This is a genomic window from Hoylesella shahii, from assembly GCF_937990675.1.
In the GTDB taxonomy this organism is placed as follows: Bacteria; Bacteroidota; Bacteroidia; order Bacteroidales; family Bacteroidaceae; genus Prevotella; species Prevotella shahii.
In genome coordinates, this window is sequence record NZ_CALKQY010000028.1 from 20027 (window position 1) to 37126 (window position 17100).

Genomic DNA, 17100 nt, shown 5'->3' on the forward strand with positions numbered 1-17100 from the left:
TTGTCGGCATCTTACTAGTCTTATCCTTTTGTAGTAGTTGCTACGCCTTAAAGAAATTCACAGGCAGTGTACTCACCCAATACACAAATTCTAAACAGCTCTAACGAATAATTTGGGGTAAAAAAGTGGCATTATTCTATTAAATTTGGTCAATATATTTTACAAAACATAGTCTATTTTAGTTCTCATTCTAGACCACCTCACCTGCCAAAAAGCACATAAAACGTGCTAAACTGATAAAATTAGCACCCTCTCTTCTAACACAATTCGCTCCTTTTTGGGGTAAATACTATGCTTTTGCTGTTCTTTTTGAAGAAAAACTGCCCCAAATTTGGGTTCTACACGTCATGAATTTTCGGTTAAAACCTTTGCGGATTAACTGCATTTAGCACCAAAACGCATCGCAATATGCAGCAAAACGCAAGGTTAACTCCTACTAAACGCAAGGCTAAGTGGTGCTAAACGCAAGGCAAAATGCACTAAAACGCAACGTTTTTGGTGTAAATTGTTCTCCAAAAACGCTCTTCAAACTTATAAACTATTGATTATAAACCATTTACTAAATAGTGAACAATCGGTGTTTGATAGCGTTTTGGTGTGCGTATAATTATGCTGTAAGTCCCGATTAAACGTGAAACGAAGGTATATTTTTGCATTATAACAGATAAACACCAGTAAACCAGCGCGTTATAAACTAAAAAAATACGCGCGTTTATACGCCCTGCATTCGGAATTTTCAGGCCGAGGGCACTCACAATGTTAAATTTTAGTACAAATATTTTACATCTTAAGCAAAACGACTGTTATACGCATCTGCACGATTTAGAGGGGTAAGGGCATGGCAATACAAAGAAAAGACAGAACCATACCTGTGTAGCTGAAAAGTGTAAGGCAAAAAAATGCCGCATGTTTTGGAGAAACATGCGGCCGGGTTGTTATGTATGTTCTAACTTAAGCAGTGTGCTTTGGTTTGTTATCGCTATAGCCAGCTGGTCTTAGCTATTGCAATGGGTTTGACTATTGCAGGCACAACACAGCTTGTTTGCCTATAGCCAACCACGCTAATGATGATTTGTTGTTAGAAACGATAACCCAAGGTGAAGAGCACTTGGTGGCGTTGGTTGCTTACCTGCACCGCTTTAGCTTCGTTTACCAGCGTGGTGTTGGTTGAAGCATCGTGCGCAGCCAGTCCGTTTGTAAAGGGATAGAACTCACCATCAGTAGCACTGTATTGGTAAGCCAAGTCGGCCGAGAAGTTTTTGCCTATATACCCCACACCAAGTGTCATGCGGTTAGTGCCTTTCCAGTTGGTGTAGTCGGCAGCCGAACTATAATAAGAACCCTCCGAATTAAGTGCGCCGTCTTTAAAAGCATCTTTTTTGTATGCTGGCGTTACGTAGTTGTAACCTGCACGCAATGCAATCTGTGGCAGCACCTTGCATTCCATACCCACTTTCACCGTTGCAACACCGTTGAGCGTGCGTTTAGCGTGGTTGTTCATCACCTTATCGCTAGCCGAAGTCTCGGTTGTGTAACCATAATAGTCAACATATTCGCCATCTATATAGCGGTTATCAACCGTGGAATAGTCGGCATAGCTAACCGAAGCACCCAGAGCAAGGAAGTTGCCAACGGTGTGTCCAAGGCTCGCGCCAAAGGTCCAGGGGGTGAAAAGCTTGTAGTTATACACCTCGCTAGACTTTCCATGTTCCCATTTACCTTGATTTTGACCCACATTTTGTATGGTGGTGTAGTTCTCAGTCTTCAAATCGTACCATGAAGGCGAGTTGATTGAGAGACCAATACGGAAGGGCGACTCTTCCACTGGGCGGAATATCACACCCGCGCTAAGGTCGAAACCCGTACCCTTAACTTTGCGTTCATCGGTAATTGTGGCTGTACCTATGGCCGTGTTAGAAGCATTCACGAGGTTTTCAACATATTCTGAATAGCCTTTATAGTTAACGGTGCGCAGACCAAGGGTAAGCCCCAAGTACACGCGGTCGTTAACATTGCCACTGATATTGAAATCGTAGTTGCCGATATAACCTCGTTGTGAGCGGTTGAAATCGTATCCGTTGGCCGCGTCATAACCAAAAAGTGAGGGGGTGTTTTTATCCACAAGGCGTGTGTTCCAATACAGATAATCCAGCTGCCCGTAGTTTCGGGCGATGTTATTGCTAGAATTATCGATGTAGCCATAGTATGTGTCTACGTTCGAACCAGAGCCAGTACCAATGGAATAACCTCCATTCGAAAGCGAGCCACGCATGCCTTTAAGATAAGCTTGCTTGCCAAGCGAGGCATTATTTAGCTGATCGGCAGCTGCAAGGAAGTAGTTAAAGTTGGTTCCTTTGCTGAAGTTGAAAGCAAAATTAACGTAAGATGTTTGGCCTGTGCGCATGGTGCGATAGAAACCAATCTGGTCGAAGCTTAGCTTCGTAGCCGAATGGTCTAGCTTAGCATTAGCGTTGGCTTGCGAAACCACTCCTAAAGAGAAGTTCACTCCCGACTTTCGGAAGAGTCCGATACCAGCAGGGTTGGTCCTAATGGTAGAGAGGTCGGCACCCAATGCCTCCATTGCGCCACCCATACCCACGTACCTTGCTGTACCGTTGAGGTCGTTACCCAGCAAGCGGGCATTCTCGTATGTGTCTTGAGCCATTGCGGGGAAAGCCAACAAGGCCGAACATATCATCAAATATTTTTTCTTCATAACTTTCATCTCTATAATCCTGTTTCAATTTCTGTTGTTAATTACTGTCTTTGCTTAGCGTCGGCCACCAAATGTTCCGCCTCTGCTGGGTTGCGAGCCACCGGAGTTGCCACCACCGAACGAACCTCCACCGCCGTATGAGCCTCCACCGCCGAACGAACCACCGCGCGAACCGCTGTCGTAGCTACGAGTGGGCGGGTTGTAGTTGCGGTTATTGTCGTAAGACCGCGAGTTGGAGAAGTCGCCATTGTTGCTGCGTTGGTATCCATCGCCATAACTACGGCCCGACGAACGCGTGCTTCTGCTGCCTTGATAACGATAGTCGGTGCGGTCTCTTGCTGCTCTCGAGTCCATGCTGCCATGGTTTCGGCTGCCTGCTGCACCACCGCTATACGAGTAATAGCCTGGTGAATAGTAGCCACCCCAGCTGTAATAGGGGCTGTAGTAGCCATAGTAGGGACCGTAATAACCACCATAATAATAAGGAGAACGCCAGCCATAACCATAATAGGGATATGCCCAATCGTTATACCAATAAGCATAATGGCCACGCCAATGAGGCCCGTAGCTATAATAGAAGGGGTCGTACCAGTCCCAATCCCAGCGCGAATAGCCATAATAAGGTGAGTAACCATAATAGCCAAAGAACCAAGGGTCGTAGAAACGACTTACACGGCGGCTGTAATAATAGTCGTCCTCGTCGTAATAGTCGCGGTTGTCTCGTCGCGAACGGTCGTTGTAACCACGGTCTCTAGTTGCCATTACGCCTTCAACATCTTCTTCAACAATGATGTTGCCTAGCGAATCGCGACTAATTTTCTGGTAACGACTACCGTTACGCGTGCGACGATTGTACTCGTCTACGTTTCTGTTCGAGCCCGAGTAATACACATCGGCGTCTGTTTCATCCTTGTCTTGGCGTTCTTTGTTAATTCTGTCTGACTTTTTTGGTACAAAATACACATCGTCTGTCTGGGCCATTGCTGAGAACGACCCAAGAGCCAAGCCGATTGCCAATAATCCTAATCTTTTCATGTCAATGTTCTTTTCTGCCAAAGGCAATTTGTTACTTTGCAAATTTACAAATGATAGTGATGCAAATATAAGGATTTTCCCTAAGTAAAAAGAGGATTTCCCTATTTTTTTGTAATTTTGCGATGGGTCTTGCTTTGCAACATGCGGGCTAATCAATGCTGAACAAAGTCACGCAAGCCCGTTTGCCAACACAAGAATAAGGCAAAATCATTTTAAAACAAACTTGTTGATATGGAATATCTTAAAGCGATTTTCAAACTGAATGTGGCTGCCACCGATGAACAAGCAGCTAAAGACCTGCTAGCCGACCTTGCCGCGGCTGCGGGTTTTGAAGCTTTTGAAGAATCTGAAGGGTTCTTAACGGGATATGTGCAACCCCATTTATTGGATAAAGAAACATTGGATGAGGCCATCGCCGACTTCCCTATTGCCTCGGCACGAATTGAATATGAAATGGAAGAGGCCGAAAACCGCAACTGGAACGAGGAGTGGGAAGCCAATGGTTTTGAGCCTATTTGTATTGAAAACAAATGTGTTATATACGATGCACGCCATTATTCGCCCGAAGATTTGCCGGCGAACATGAGCTTGCAGGTGGCCATCGAACCACGACAAGCCTTTGGCACGGGCACACACGAGACCACAAGGATGGTTGTGCAACAACTGTTGAGCCTACAACTGGTGGGCAAACAGCTGCTAGACTGCGGATGCGGAACGGGCATTTTGGGCATTGTGGCCGCAAAACTTGGCGCTGAAAGCGTGCTGGGTTACGACATCGACGAATGGAGTGTGGACAACAGTTTGCACAATGCTACGCTTAATGGCGTGGAAAACATGGTGGTTGTAAAAGGCGATGCCACAGCATTGAACGCCGAAAAGAAATGTTTTGACGTGGTTGTGGCCAATATTAATCGCAATATCCTTTTGGCCGACCTACCTCTTTGGGTAGAAAAAACAACGCCAAAAGGCACTATTGTGCTTAGTGGATTTTACCAAACAGACACGCCAATATTGGTGGCGGCAGCCAAAACGTTGGGGTTGGCGCTCACATCTCAAAAAGAACTGGACGGCTGGGCGTGTTTAACATTTAGCAAGCAGTAACTACTAAGTTGTCCGCCTGCAGGCATAGTGGCGCGGCACAGGGCACAAAGCTCTGTGCTGCGTACAACAAATGGTATTATTTCAGCAAATCTTCCATGAAGCTATCTAGGTCTTCATCGAGGTTTTTGAGCAGTTCTCCAGAGATGATTGTGGTGTCATCGTCAACGAGATATAGCTCGGCCACATGGTTTTTCTCATCATCTTCAAGCACAAAACTAAAGGGTCTGAGTATGCCCATGCGTTCAACCACAGCATTAAGTCTCCGCAAATTGTTTTGTAGAATGTGCGTAACGCTGTTGTAAAAATGCTCGTCTCTGCTTTCAATCCACTGCTCCACCACGCATCGCGTTATCTCCCTTTCATCGTCGTCGAATGCAAGAAGCTCGCCTGAGTCTTGCGAAACCCTAATGTGGATGTCGGTGAGAATGTTGCTGCTGTCCTGGTTTGGAAACTTTTGCGCTATCTTATTGATGGCGCGTTCCACCTGCATGATGGTTTGTTCCGTAGCTTTCATAATGCAAATTGTTTTAATGGTATTGCAAAGATAATAAAAAACCATTAACGCTTGCATGTTTGTATAAAAAATGTTTGCCTTTTTTAGATATTTATTTTTCTTGACTACAGTCGTAGGCAGTTTATCTTGGCCATGTACTTAACGAGAGATGCCAATTAAAATGAGCTTTCATGCTACATATCAAGGCATTACACGTGTATTACACAACACATCAATATCTACAATAAAGACTTTTACAATGGTGCTATATCATTTTGAAAGGCCTCCGTAAGACAAACTAGAGATAAGGTTACACACCGCAACAAACCGAATATTTTTGGTTTTTCGTAAAATAAAACAACTATAACAGCGTTGTTTAATCATAACCTAAATTTGCCTAACCATGAGCTTTATCACTACTATGACCTTGAGAAAGGCGGGCCGACTGAACGAAGCCTTGCTGCAAGCCAACGAAGATTGGCAGCAAGAGAAAACTTTTCATTCGTGCATAGCCATGTTTTGGGTGCAGAAAGACATCTGCGAATGTCTTATCAAAGCGCAAAGATTGGACGAGGCCAATGAGCGAATTGGCTTCCTTGAGGTGCTGTTACCACTGATGAACGACACGGAAGGCATTGCCGCTAGAGCCATTGCCAAGCTCAAAGAGCATGCTTTGCCCTTTTATCCGCAGATAAAACGCATCGAACGAATGTGTAAAGATGGTTGCGAAAAGGCGGCTTACGAGACGTTGCTGCCGCTCCTTGATTATAATTTACCTTTGGCTTTGCACGAAAGAGTGGGATGGGTGGTGTATAAATACCTTAAACGGATGCTCGCCGAATGCCAATCGGCCCAGGCTAGATGGGCCTTGTTTAATTATATCAAACTGAATAATCCACGCCCTTCGCTGCTGCATTCGCAAATGTTATTGATGGCTTTGAGTGTAAAAGAACGGTTTGCCGACTTCAATTTGCTTAAATTCATCTTTGTTTGGGATGTAAACTCCTTTTCGGAAGCCGACTTCCTGCCTTCGCAACACGAAGAACAAACATTCCGTCCTTTGACGGAAAGGGTTGTTGAACATTGCTTTAGCTTGGGCTATGCCCTACAAGAGGTGTGCGATATTTTCTTACCCAACCCCCATTTCACCGAACAACAGTTGGGAAAATTGTTTGCGAGAAGTTGGTTTTTCAGCATATACAACTTGCAAAAACACGACGAAAAGGCGGCTATAACCCTTGCCATGCGCTATGCGCAGGCTGTAAATGGCGGTAATATGATAAACGAATACCATTCTAAAATTCTCAATTTCTATCTACATCACCTACCGCAACAGCACCCACGCCTTCTATTTACCTTTATAAGGGCATGGGGAATGGGTAATTTTAGCGACGACGATTGGCACAGAAGCATCAGAGAGGGGCATCGATGCCCTGCCTTGGTAGAACGTGTACTGGTGGCTATACTATCGGCGTGCAACGAAACCGAACTGATTAAACTCCATGTTCGTACGCCCGAGATACTTAAAAGAGCGCTTATCGCCTTCAACGACAATGAGCGTTTGATGCGCTTGTGGGTAAGAACCAAACTAGCAGCATGTAAAAGGGATGAGGCTTTGGATGTGCTTCGCCATCTGATTCGCAAGCAACAACGTTTTTATCTCTGGAAAGAATTGGCCGATATCACTCCCGATAAAGAGCTAAAGCTGTCGGCTTTATGTAAAGCCATCCTGCTTCAACCACGCGATAAGTTTTTGGGTAAGGTGCATTTCATGTTGGGAACGCTACTTAAGGAACTGGGCATGTTGGCCGAGGCGCAAGCGCAAGTTAATGCCTTTGCCGAGACTTATCGAAGAAATCATTGGACGCCTACACCCGAAATGCAAGCCTTGGCCAACGAAATGCCTCCTAACACGGTGGCTTGTGCCGACATGTGGGCATTTTACAATGCGCATTTGCAGGCTGCTAACAACTTTTTATATCCTCCTTGCACAGAGACAAACAAGCATTAAGCACCTTAATCTACACCTTATTATATATAGACATGCGCGTTATACAACCATTATTTATATGTAATATTCGGCAGTATCTACCATTCCTGCGCGCAAAGCATACTTTGTGGCTTCATGAATGTTGTTTACCTTTATCTTCCTAAAGATGTTTTTGCGATGTGTGTTTATGGTGTGGAAGCTAGAAAAACGTTTTTCGGCAATCTCCTTGGTGGTAAATCCCAGAGCAATGTCGCGCAATATTTCTGTTTCGGTTTTGGTTAGTTTAACTTGTTCTTCCTCTTGCTGGGGGGCTATAACCAACTGTTCAAGAGCAGTTTGGATGTATTGTTCACCTTTAAAAGCATCTTTGAGGGCTTGTTCGAGTTGAGTTAGCGTGGCATCTTTAAGAATAAGACCAAACCGCGCCGTGCTAGCCATGGCCCTTCTAACAAAATCGGCCGTTAGTTCTTCACTAAAGAAGAGCCATTGCGCATGTTTAAAACGCTGTTGCCACACTAGCAATTCATCGAAACTGTTGAAGTTGAACAAAGTGTAGTCTATCACCACCACCGCTCCACGCTCTTTTTCGAGAGCATTGGCAAGTTCGGCTTTGTCTTTAGCAAGTGCAACATCTTCGATGTGCATTTCGCTGCAAAGCCATAGCAAACCAGCTCGGGTGATATCTTGGTTATCGGCAAGTATAAGCATATGAACACAGATTAACGGTGTGGGTGTGGGAGTACAAAAACAAACGAGGAACAAGCCTTATCATGGCATGTCCCTCGTTATTGTTTGTTAAGCGCAGTGCTTTATGCTTCTGCAGGAGCTTCAGCAGCCTCTTGAGCAGGAGCTTCAGCAGCTGTTTCAACCTCAGCATTGGCAGCTTCGGCTTCAGCTTTAGCAGCAGCTTCAGCAGCTTTCTTCTCGTTAACTTTCTTAGCGATAGCAGCGTTGATGCTCTTTTCTGCTTCCAACTTCTTAGCTTCGAGGTCTTTTCTTACCTTAGCGTCGTTGGTGCGGATAGCTTCGTTGCCCTTGTTCTTCTCTTCTTTCCAAGCATCGAACTTCTTTTGAGCAGCTGCTTCATCAAAAGCGCCTTTCTTAACGCCACCACGTAAGTGCTTCATCAAGTAAACGCCTTCGCCCTTAAGGATGTTGCGAACAGTGTCGGTGGGTTGTGCACCGCACTCAACCCAATGCAGGGCGCGTTCGAAATTCAAATCTACGGTAGCGGGATTGGTGTTAGGATTGTACGTACCAATCTTCTCAGTAAATTTACCATCACGTGGTGCTCTTGCGTCAGCGATAACGATGCCATAGAAAGCATAACCTTTACGGCCGCCGCGTTGTAATCTGATTTTTGTTGCCATTGTGCAATTAAATAATGTAATTAGGTTTGAATTTTATGCCATCAACTCGTGATAGCGAGTGCAAAGGTACGCATATTTTTCTGATAACGAGCCACACGAAGCGTGTTTTTTAGTTAATGCTTGGCAAAAAGCGTTGCTATCGTTGGGTTAACGACTACAATCAGGCGTTATAAAAACACAGATTAACACCCAACGAACCCTTTCTTGCATTTTTTTTCGTAACTTTGCACATTATCACGCAAAATAAATACATGAAACAAATACTTATAACTTTGGCTGTTTCTCTTGTGGCCTTTGTGGCTTGCACCAGCAAAAAGGGCGACACAGCAAAGGTCGACGGACTAACTTTCGATAGTATTGTGGTTGATACCACAGTGGCTTTAAGCGAAACAAAGCTCGCACCTACATGCCAAATATCGCTTAATCTGCAATACGCTAAAGGAAACAACGCCGAAAAGATTAACAATGCGCTGCTGCATGCGGGTATATTGATGCCCGATTATCTGGGACTTACCAATCAAAAGTTTAACATGAAGCAGGCTGTTGACTCATTTGCACAAAGAATGCTCAGCGACTATAAGACTGAATATGGCGTGCTTTATCGTCAGGATAAAGAGCATTACGAATCGTATAACTACAAATATAAGGTGAAAACCTCTACCCGAAACGGCGCAGACAACATCGTTGTGTACACGGCCAAAGTTTATATTTTCGGTGGAGGCGCGCACGGAATTAACCAAACTTTGGTGCGCAACATCGACATTAAAACAGGTACGGTGCTGCAACTGCAAGATGTTTTTGTGCCTGGATACGAACTAACACTTAAGGAAATGCTGGTAGACAAACTGGCCGAGCGCTTTGACGTAGACGGACTTGAGGGTTTAATCAAAAAGGATGTGTTTGCCGATGCGCACGTATATGTGCCCGATAATTTCGCTATCGATGATGATGGTTTCACCTTTATATATTGTGAAGACGAAATTGCACCGCACGCCTTGGGAGAAATTAGCGTGAATTTCACCCGCAGCGAACTAAGCAAGATATTGAAATAAACGACACACTTCATCGCAAGCTGTGACTTAGTGGTTAGGCAGAAACTGCCATATTGCCTTTAACACGGCGCTAAATCATCGCAACAACTGATAAAACAATGAACGAGATACGTAAATATTTTACCGAACTCACAACTGAACAAACGGAACAGCTAACCAAGTTGGGTGAACTTTATCGCACTTGGAACGAACGTATTAACGTGGTTTCGCGCAAAGACATCGACAACCTGTACCTGCATCACGTGCTTCACTCGCTGGCTATTGCCAAATATGTGCAGTTTAAGCCTCAAACGCGAGTACTAGACTTTGGCACAGGCGGCGGTTTCCCAGGCATTCCACTAGCCATTATCTTCCCCCAATGCAGCTTTAAACTCATTGATCGCACGGCAAAAAAAATACGCGTTACGCAAGAAATTGCTACTGCTGTTGGCCTAACCAACGTAAAGGCCGAACAAAAAGCAGGCGAAGAGGAACAAGAACTCTACGATTTCGTGGTGAGTAGGGCCGTAATGCCTTTACCCGACCTCATGAAAATCGTGAAAAAAAACATTGCTCGCGAACAACGTAATGCCCTCCCCAACGGACTAATTTGCCTCAAAGGGGGAAATCTTGAGGGAGAAACGCTCGCAGTGAAAAAGATTGTCGACATCACTCCAATTGGGAATTGGTTTGAAGAGGCATGGTTCGACGAGAAAAATGTGGTGTATGTACCCATGTAGAGGGTATGCACCAGATATAAAATGTGCACAAATTGATTAGTGGCTTAGCCCTAAAATCCAGCTGCACACACCATATATATTAAGCAAAACAGTTTAGAACAATGCTGAATATTCATCATATTGTGTGCAACATGTTGCAAGAAAACTGCTATGTTGTATCCGACGAAACAAAAGAATGTGTAATCATTGATTGTGGCGTGTTTTTCGATAAAGATAAAGAGGCCCTCAAAAAGTATATCACCGACAACCAATTGAAGCCTTCCCGACTGCTGGCTACCCATGGCCATGTAGACCATAACCTGGGTAATGCTTTTGTATACGATACTTATGGCCTACAACCAGAGGTGCACGAAGACGATAGCCAACTGCTCGAACATCTGCCCGAGCAAGCTGCTTACCTGCTTAACATGCCCTTGGAAGAGCAACAACCACCCCTTGCACCCTGCCTTACCGAGGCTCACACCATTCAATGGGGCAATCATTGCTTTACCATTATCCACACACCGGGCCACACCGAGGGCAGTTGTGTATTCTATTGTGCCGAAGAAGGGGTTGCCTTTACTGGCGATACACTGTTCAGAGGTTCGGTAGGAAGGGTCGACCTCCCTGGTGGAAGCATGTTTAAGATGATGCAAAGCATACGCCATTTGTCGCAATTGCCCGACACCACACGCGTGTTTTCTGGGCATGGACCAGAAACAACCATTGGTTACGAGCTGGCACACAATCCCTATTTAGATAGATAAGGTAACTAGAAATACTAGAAACATCAGGAATACTAAAACTCTAGGAAAACAATAAACACCTAGACGAACGTAGCTGGACCTAGTAAATCCTAGAAAAGTATAGTACACTAGAGCAACTAAAAAAGACTCATGCTTAAGCAAGACACAGAGAAGATAATATTAGGCATCGACCCTGGCACCACATTGATGGGCTATGGCGTCATCCGCGTGATTGGAAACAAAGCGCAGATGGTGGCCATGGGCGTTATCGACCTGCGCAAAATGCCCGACCCCTATTTGCGTCTAGGGCATATCTTTGAACGTGTCGCGGGCATTATCGAGGCGTATTTGCCCGACGAAATGGCCATCGAAGCACCATTCTTTGGTAAAAACGTGCAGTCAATGTTGAAACTTGGCCGAGCGCAAGGCGTTGCCATTGCAGCCGCCATCCATCGAGACATACCCATACACGAGTATGCACCGCTAAAAATAAAAATGGCCATCACGGGTCAAGGACAAGCTTCTAAAGAGCAAGTCGCGGGCATGTTGAAGCGTATGCTGAAACTAAGCGATGAAGACATGCCTAAGTTTATGGATGCCACTGATGCGCTTGGGGCTGCTTATTGTCACTTTTTACAGATGGGAAGACCCGAAACCGACACCAAATACAAAGGTTGGAAGGACTTTGTAAGCCGCAACCAAAACCGAGTTGCTGGCAAATAAGCCCAACACGGGCCTCCTTAGGGTCTACGAATGGGCTAAGCACTCTGGCTTAAAAAGCAATATAAGGCTCGCAAACAACAACAAAAGCAGGTATAACAACAATAGAGAATAATAAACGCAATAGATTAGAAGTATAAAAAATAAAAGTAAGAGCAATGAAAAAGATTTTGATTTTGGCGCTGATGGCATGCACCACATGCTTCACGGCGCAAGCACAAGAAGTGTATAAGCGCATATTGATGGTGTCGAAACAAACGGCTGCCGACAAGAGTAAGAGCATTGACGTGCGCAAAGTGGCTACATTTAAGGTAGACGAACTGAACTATATGGCAATGAAGTCGAAAGAGCTCATGCCCGATAGCACCGTGCGTATGCTCGACACACAGGCTTATGCCATGCACGAGTTCATCAACCTCTTCTTTAAACGCTTGTCTGAAGCGAAGAAAAAAACGCAAAAAGAATTGGTTATGGCCCGCTTTAAAAATGCGTCTATCAACAACAGTCGCTTTAACGATATGGACAAAGAGTTGGTGTTGAGTTATTACGACAACAGTAACTACATGACGCAATTTTCTTTAGATACCGATTGGGTTAAGGCTTTGGCCGAAATTCGCAGCAAACGTTAGGCGCTTAACGCATCATTCAAACGCTAGCTCTAACCTTACTACACGCTGTACGTTATAGCAATGAGTGGATTAAGCATATAAAAAGACAGGGATAACAGTCTACATTGTTGTCCCTGTCTTTTTTATTTACCCACTTAAACCCTCATCGGTAGTTAAACTGGTTATCACTTGTTATTTGTTGTTATCCTTGCTTCTACTCCATCTTTCATTGACTTGCTGAGCAAATAAATCGTATTAGGCTTTGCATAGCAAGTAGAGAGCAGTGTAGACAGCTGGTAAGCAGCCTGCAAACAAACAAAAGATTAACAGCAACACCATAAAAACCACTTAAACGCTTTGCTCGCACTATGTTTTTACACCTTTATCATTCTACACACACGCGCGATTAACGATGCGAAAGAAACTATATTTTACGCAATTGCCATCCGGCGTCATTCTAATATTGTAAAATAAACGCACCAAAATTTAACATTATGAGTGCCCTTTTTGCTCTTCAATTGCCCATCGCTTGCAAATATTCAATTCTCGCGAGGGTTTATTTTGATGTAAGCAACACAAAGTTTGGATACGCTAAGCAGATTGTTTTTCTTTACAAAAACAGCGATTTATACCAAAAAACAAGCCTTTTATACTAATATTTAATGCAAAAAGTACCAAAACGCACTGCGTTTTGCTGCTAAACGCACTGCGTTTTGGTGCTAAATGCAGTGCATTTTGGTGCTAAATGCAGTGTGTTTTGGTGCTAAATGCAAGGTAAAACGATGCTAAACGCAGTCTTTTCGCTTGCTCAAATCTTTACATAACTCAAGGAAGAGGCTTGTTTTATAAGTAAAATTGAACAAAGAATATGAGTTTTTACCCATAAAAAACGGTTTCTTGGACGGTGAAAAACTTCGACTAAAACGCGAAATAGAATGGCAAAAAGCCACAAATTGCAGCAATTGGGGTAAAAACCAATGTAAAATAAAACGAGAAAGGGCAAAAAAAATGGGGCAAAAAGCGTGCTTTTTGGCATTTGTTTTCGCTAGAAGGGCTCGCCTCAAGAGGTGTGTTTTGTAAAGTTTCATTACCAGTTTAACATTTCCAAATCTAGTAGTTTAGCTTCCTGCAGGATGAAAATGCGGATAACAATAATCTAACCAATCCATTTAAACCCAATCGGTAGTTAGACCGCTAACCACCTATTTCATGTTGTTTTCATTGCTTCTAATTCCATCTATGGTTTGTTTGTCGGGCATCTGCCTGTATTTAGCTCACTTCGCCTTTAGAAAAAGACAGACCATTGGTTAAACCCAAATCAGTCATTAGAGCCTAAACAGATGTTGCTTTATTGTCGAGTAGATTGCCTTTCTTTGTAAAGCAGGCGTAGCGGGCTACGTTAAGGTGCAAGACATACAAGATGCCGACAAGAAAATAAAAGCTGTTAGGAAACAACATAAAAACAAGAACTATGGAAACATTGTGGTTTATTAACCGATTGGGGTTCAACAACACACAAAATCTAAATGCACTAACAACAGGTTTTGAAAAAAATGCCGCATGCAATACAAGCACGCGGCATTTTAATGAGCATTTTTTTAAGAATAATCTTTGGCTTTTAAACAGTTCAACAGCTTAACTATTTGCCTCTTGGGCCAAGTAAACTTGTCTGTATGTTAAGCCATCAGTTTAATATTCCAATATCGTTGTTTCGTTGAGTTCAGGGTCGAACACCTTTTCTCTCACCTTAAACACTTGCCATTCGGCCATTGCCACCCAATTAGAATTAGAGGTAGACGATTTAATTTTAAACCAAACATAGCGGAAAGGCGTGTCGCTCTTGATGGTGCGAGCCGATTCGTACACAGCCTTCTTATCACCAGGCAAGCTAGCAAAGGTAGCCACCTTGCGTGTTCCTGTTTCGTTGGTGTAATAGTCGCTTGTGTTTTCGAAGGTGTTGCTCACCAAAACATCCATTTCCTTGGGGTTGTCTTTGTTGTTGTTGTCGCGGCATACATAGCGGAATTGCAATGCAGTGCGTTCTTGTCCCAAGTCGAACACGATGTAATGAGGGAAAGGTTTGGGTGCACTCCAACTCATATGGAAGAACGTATTCTCCTTTCCATCAATCAAAGCAGACAATGGTCCCTCGCTTGATTCAGGGTCATCGGTCCACACGCGGTTGATATCAAACTCAATAGGGTCTTTATACGTCTCGTAAACCGTTTTCAATGCTGCACCAGCTTGCGCAGTAATCTTCGTTACTTCGCCAGTAACACCCGTCTCGCTAACAGGTTGCAGCGAGTATTCAATCTCGCCATAGCGTGCCAACAGGTTATCTATCTTGATAGAATCTGCATAGGCACTAGCCAAACGCAAACGTGGTTTGTCTTCTCCTGGTACTTGATAAGTAACCTTAATGTACTTATATGTTGGCTCAGCAGGTTTGTTCAATCTGATGATGATGGCGCCCGGAACCTTGTCGTAGGTAATTGCATTAGCGGCAAGTGGCGCAGGTGCTGGTCCGTTGTCGTCGTTGCTACACGAGAAGAACGAGCCAATCGCGCACAAACAAACGATAGATAATATTATTTTTTTCATTTTGTTGAATATTAAAAGTGGATGTTACCTATGGTCACCGGTATATCCGGGGTTGTTCACAAGGTGAGGATTCTTGTTGATATCATCAATGGGTATGGGCAATAGATATTGCGTAGGAGCTTCAAACTTACGTTCGTATTGAATTTCGTGCAGCTCAGCAAACTCTGTCATATTGGTTGCATTGATGTTCAAACCTTTGGCTTTAGTTCCAAAATATTGCTCAGCAAGCATCCAGCGACGCATATCCCAGAAGTTTTGACATTCCAAATAGAATTCAGCCATACGCTCTTGACGAACAATTTGGCGCAACTTAGCTTGGTCGAGTGTAGCGCCCACACGTGCCCACGATGTTTCAACATCGGGTATTCCTGCTCTTTGACGCACCTTGTTAAGATAGGTTTTAGCTGTTGTAAGGTCGCCTGTCTCCACACAAGCCTCAGCATAAGCCAGGTAAAGGTCGGCCAAACGGATAACGGGGAAGGGCATCCACTCGCGCGAACCGCCACCACGAGCAGAGACAGCCGTATTGGGGCTAACAAACTTCTTATTGAGATAGCCACCAGGTGAATAGTTACCCGTACGCTTTACTGTAGGCGTACCCAAGCTACAGTTACCACCAAGCACGAAATCACAAACCAAACGTGTGTCTGAAGTGTTCTTTTGTCCATTGCTCATGGTGTAAGCAGGGTTAGAAGGGTCGTTTTGCACTTCGTAATATCCACCTTGGAAAGCAATCCACGCATAGTAACGTGGCTCGCGATCGAGGTTAAAGGCGATGGTTTGCTTACCCAACTGGCCTTGGTCTTGGTGAGCAGAGTCGATAGCAACGATTTGCAACTTATCTACATTCTTATATTCGGGGTCTTCATCCCATGGCAATCCGTTCTTGGTATAGAAGCGATTAAGCATTGCCCATGTAGGACATACACCATTCCAAGCCCAACCAGAGGCACTGAAAGGCAGCGATTTGCTAAGCACACCGTACCATCCTTCGCCACGGCTTTCGGCCAATAGCACCTCGGGGTTAACCTCTTGATAATCTAAAGTCATTAAACGCAAGCAGCGAACGGGTCCAGCAGCGGGGTATTGGTTTTTACCAGCTTCGCCAATAAATCGGTCTTGCTTGGTATAGAGATGATAACCATTTTGCTCAGCAATGTCGATGGCTTCTTTAATCGCTTCGCGAGCCTTCACCCACTTGTTTGCATCGTACGCAGTGGGCATCAATTGCGTGCCATTGTCTGGGTCGCGCAAGTTCTTAAACAGTTCGGGAGCGCGCTCATTAAAGAGGGGCGAAGCAGCATAGAGCAGCATTTTTGCTTTTACAGCCTTTGCAGCCACGCTTGTTGCAAGGCCATATTGTATTTGGTCGCGTCTCTCAGGAAGGTCGGCAGCAGCTGCATCCAGTTTATCGCAAATCCATTGTACACACTCATCATAAGGAGCGCGATGTGCATAGCTGTCTACTGTAGTATTGATGTCTGGTGTTTCCTTAATCAAAATGATAGGACCATAACAGCGAGCAAGCAGATAATGATAGTAAGCGATAAGGAATTGGGCTTGTGCCTTATAGTCAATCTTCTTATCCTCATCAAGGTCTGGTGTCTTATCTACTGCTTCCAAGAACATGTAGCACTGTCTTAGACCTTGGAAAAAGGTGTTCCAATAGGAGATAACAGGAGAGGCAGCCGTGTAATTGCCTTTAGGGAAGGCAGCAAACGTTTCGTGTTCGAATGCCGTAACCACTTCGTCGCCGGTAAAAAAATCCAGCGAAGAATGTCCTAAGTTAGACTGTGGCAAATACGAGTAGCAAGAATAAAGATAGCCTTCTGTCTTTTCCTTATCCGAATAGGTATCTTCTTTCGTTGCATTTTCATCTGGAACGATGTCCAAGAAGTTGCACGATGCCAACGAGAACGTCACCGCCGCGGCAATGAAAATTCTATATATTGATTTCATCTTATTGTTCA

Annotated in this window: 14 protein-coding genes; 7 read left to right on the forward strand and 7 right to left on the reverse strand. The window is 44.3% G+C overall.

Annotated elements, in window-relative coordinates:
- Positions 1-1078 precede the first annotated feature (1078 nt).
- Both QME03_RS04680 and QME03_RS04685 read right to left on the reverse strand, forming a co-directional pair.
- Complete coding sequence (locus QME03_RS04680; RefSeq protein WP_281723628.1) at positions 1079-2716, reverse strand: OmpP1/FadL family transporter; 1638 nt, start codon at positions 2714-2716, stop codon at positions 1079-1081.
- Positions 2717-2770: 54 nt separating this feature from the next.
- Positions 2771-3751 carry a heterogeneous nuclear ribonucleoprotein A2 gene (locus QME03_RS04685; protein WP_281723629.1) on the reverse strand — a complete coding sequence of 327 codons (981 nt, stop codon included), beginning with the start codon at positions 3749-3751 and terminating at the stop codon, positions 2771-2773.
- Between the two features lie 231 nt (positions 3752-3982).
- Here QME03_RS04685 and prmA point away from each other — a divergent pair, with 231 nt between their 5' ends.
- On the forward strand, positions 3983-4852 hold the full coding sequence (gene prmA, locus QME03_RS04690; protein ID WP_281723630.1) for a 50S ribosomal protein L11 methyltransferase: 870 nt from the start codon (positions 3983-3985) through the stop codon (positions 4850-4852).
- A 76-nt stretch (positions 4853-4928) separates the two neighbouring features.
- Here prmA and QME03_RS04695 read toward each other — a convergent pair whose 3' ends face one another.
- Positions 4929-5366, reverse strand: coding sequence for a hypothetical protein (locus QME03_RS04695; protein ID WP_281723631.1), 438 nt, complete (start codon positions 5364-5366; stop codon positions 4929-4931).
- A 382-nt stretch (positions 5367-5748) separates the two neighbouring features.
- On the opposite strand from QME03_RS04695, the gene QME03_RS04700 reads away from it, so the two are divergent.
- Entirely contained in the window at positions 5749-7356 is a 1608-nt protein-coding gene (locus QME03_RS04700) for a DUF7017 domain-containing protein (RefSeq protein WP_281723632.1), read from the forward strand.
- A 54-nt stretch (positions 7357-7410) separates the two neighbouring features.
- Here the strand turns inward: QME03_RS04700 and QME03_RS04705 are convergent, their stop codons facing one another.
- Positions 7411-8043, reverse strand: coding sequence for a response regulator transcription factor (locus tag QME03_RS04705; protein ID WP_281723633.1), 633 nt, complete (start codon positions 8041-8043; stop codon positions 7411-7413).
- A gap of 101 nt (positions 8044-8144) precedes the next feature.
- Positions 8145-8705 carry a 30S ribosomal protein S16 gene (locus QME03_RS04710; RefSeq protein ID WP_025815989.1) on the reverse strand — a complete coding sequence of 187 codons (561 nt, stop codon included), beginning with the start codon at positions 8703-8705 and terminating at the stop codon, positions 8145-8147.
- Between the two features lie 251 nt (positions 8706-8956).
- Here QME03_RS04710 and QME03_RS04715 point away from each other — a divergent pair, with 251 nt between their 5' ends.
- The 5 genes from QME03_RS04715 (at position 8957) to QME03_RS04735 (ending at position 12550) form a co-directional block, all read left to right on the forward strand.
- Complete coding sequence (locus QME03_RS04715; protein WP_281723634.1) at positions 8957-9757, forward strand: RsiV family protein; 801 nt, start codon at positions 8957-8959, stop codon at positions 9755-9757.
- 98 nt (positions 9758-9855) lie between these two features.
- Entirely contained in the window at positions 9856-10476 is a 621-nt protein-coding gene (gene rsmG, locus QME03_RS04720; protein WP_281723635.1) for a 16S rRNA (guanine(527)-N(7))-methyltransferase RsmG, read from the forward strand.
- 101 nt (positions 10477-10577) lie between these two features.
- Positions 10578-11222: an MBL fold metallo-hydrolase gene (locus QME03_RS04725; protein ID WP_281723636.1), complete on the forward strand. Its 645-nt coding sequence runs from the start codon at positions 10578-10580 to the stop codon at positions 11220-11222.
- A gap of 129 nt (positions 11223-11351) precedes the next feature.
- Entirely contained in the window at positions 11352-11924 is a 573-nt protein-coding gene (gene ruvC, locus QME03_RS04730; protein ID WP_110370303.1) for a crossover junction endodeoxyribonuclease RuvC, read from the forward strand.
- A 155-nt stretch (positions 11925-12079) separates the two neighbouring features.
- A complete protein-coding gene (locus QME03_RS04735; protein WP_273146588.1) occupies positions 12080-12550 on the forward strand; it encodes a hypothetical protein in 471 nt (156 codons plus the stop codon).
- A 1668-nt stretch (positions 12551-14218) separates the two neighbouring features.
- Here the strand turns inward: QME03_RS04735 and QME03_RS04740 are convergent.
- A complete protein-coding gene (locus tag QME03_RS04740; RefSeq protein WP_273146586.1) occupies positions 14219-15130 on the reverse strand; it encodes a discoidin domain-containing protein in 912 nt (303 codons plus the stop codon).
- Positions 15131-15154: 24 nt separating this feature from the next.
- Positions 15155-17089: a RagB/SusD family nutrient uptake outer membrane protein gene (locus tag QME03_RS04745; RefSeq protein ID WP_281723637.1), complete on the reverse strand. Its 1935-nt coding sequence runs from the start codon at positions 17087-17089 to the stop codon at positions 15155-15157.
- Between the last annotated feature and the right edge of the window lie 11 nt (positions 17090-17100).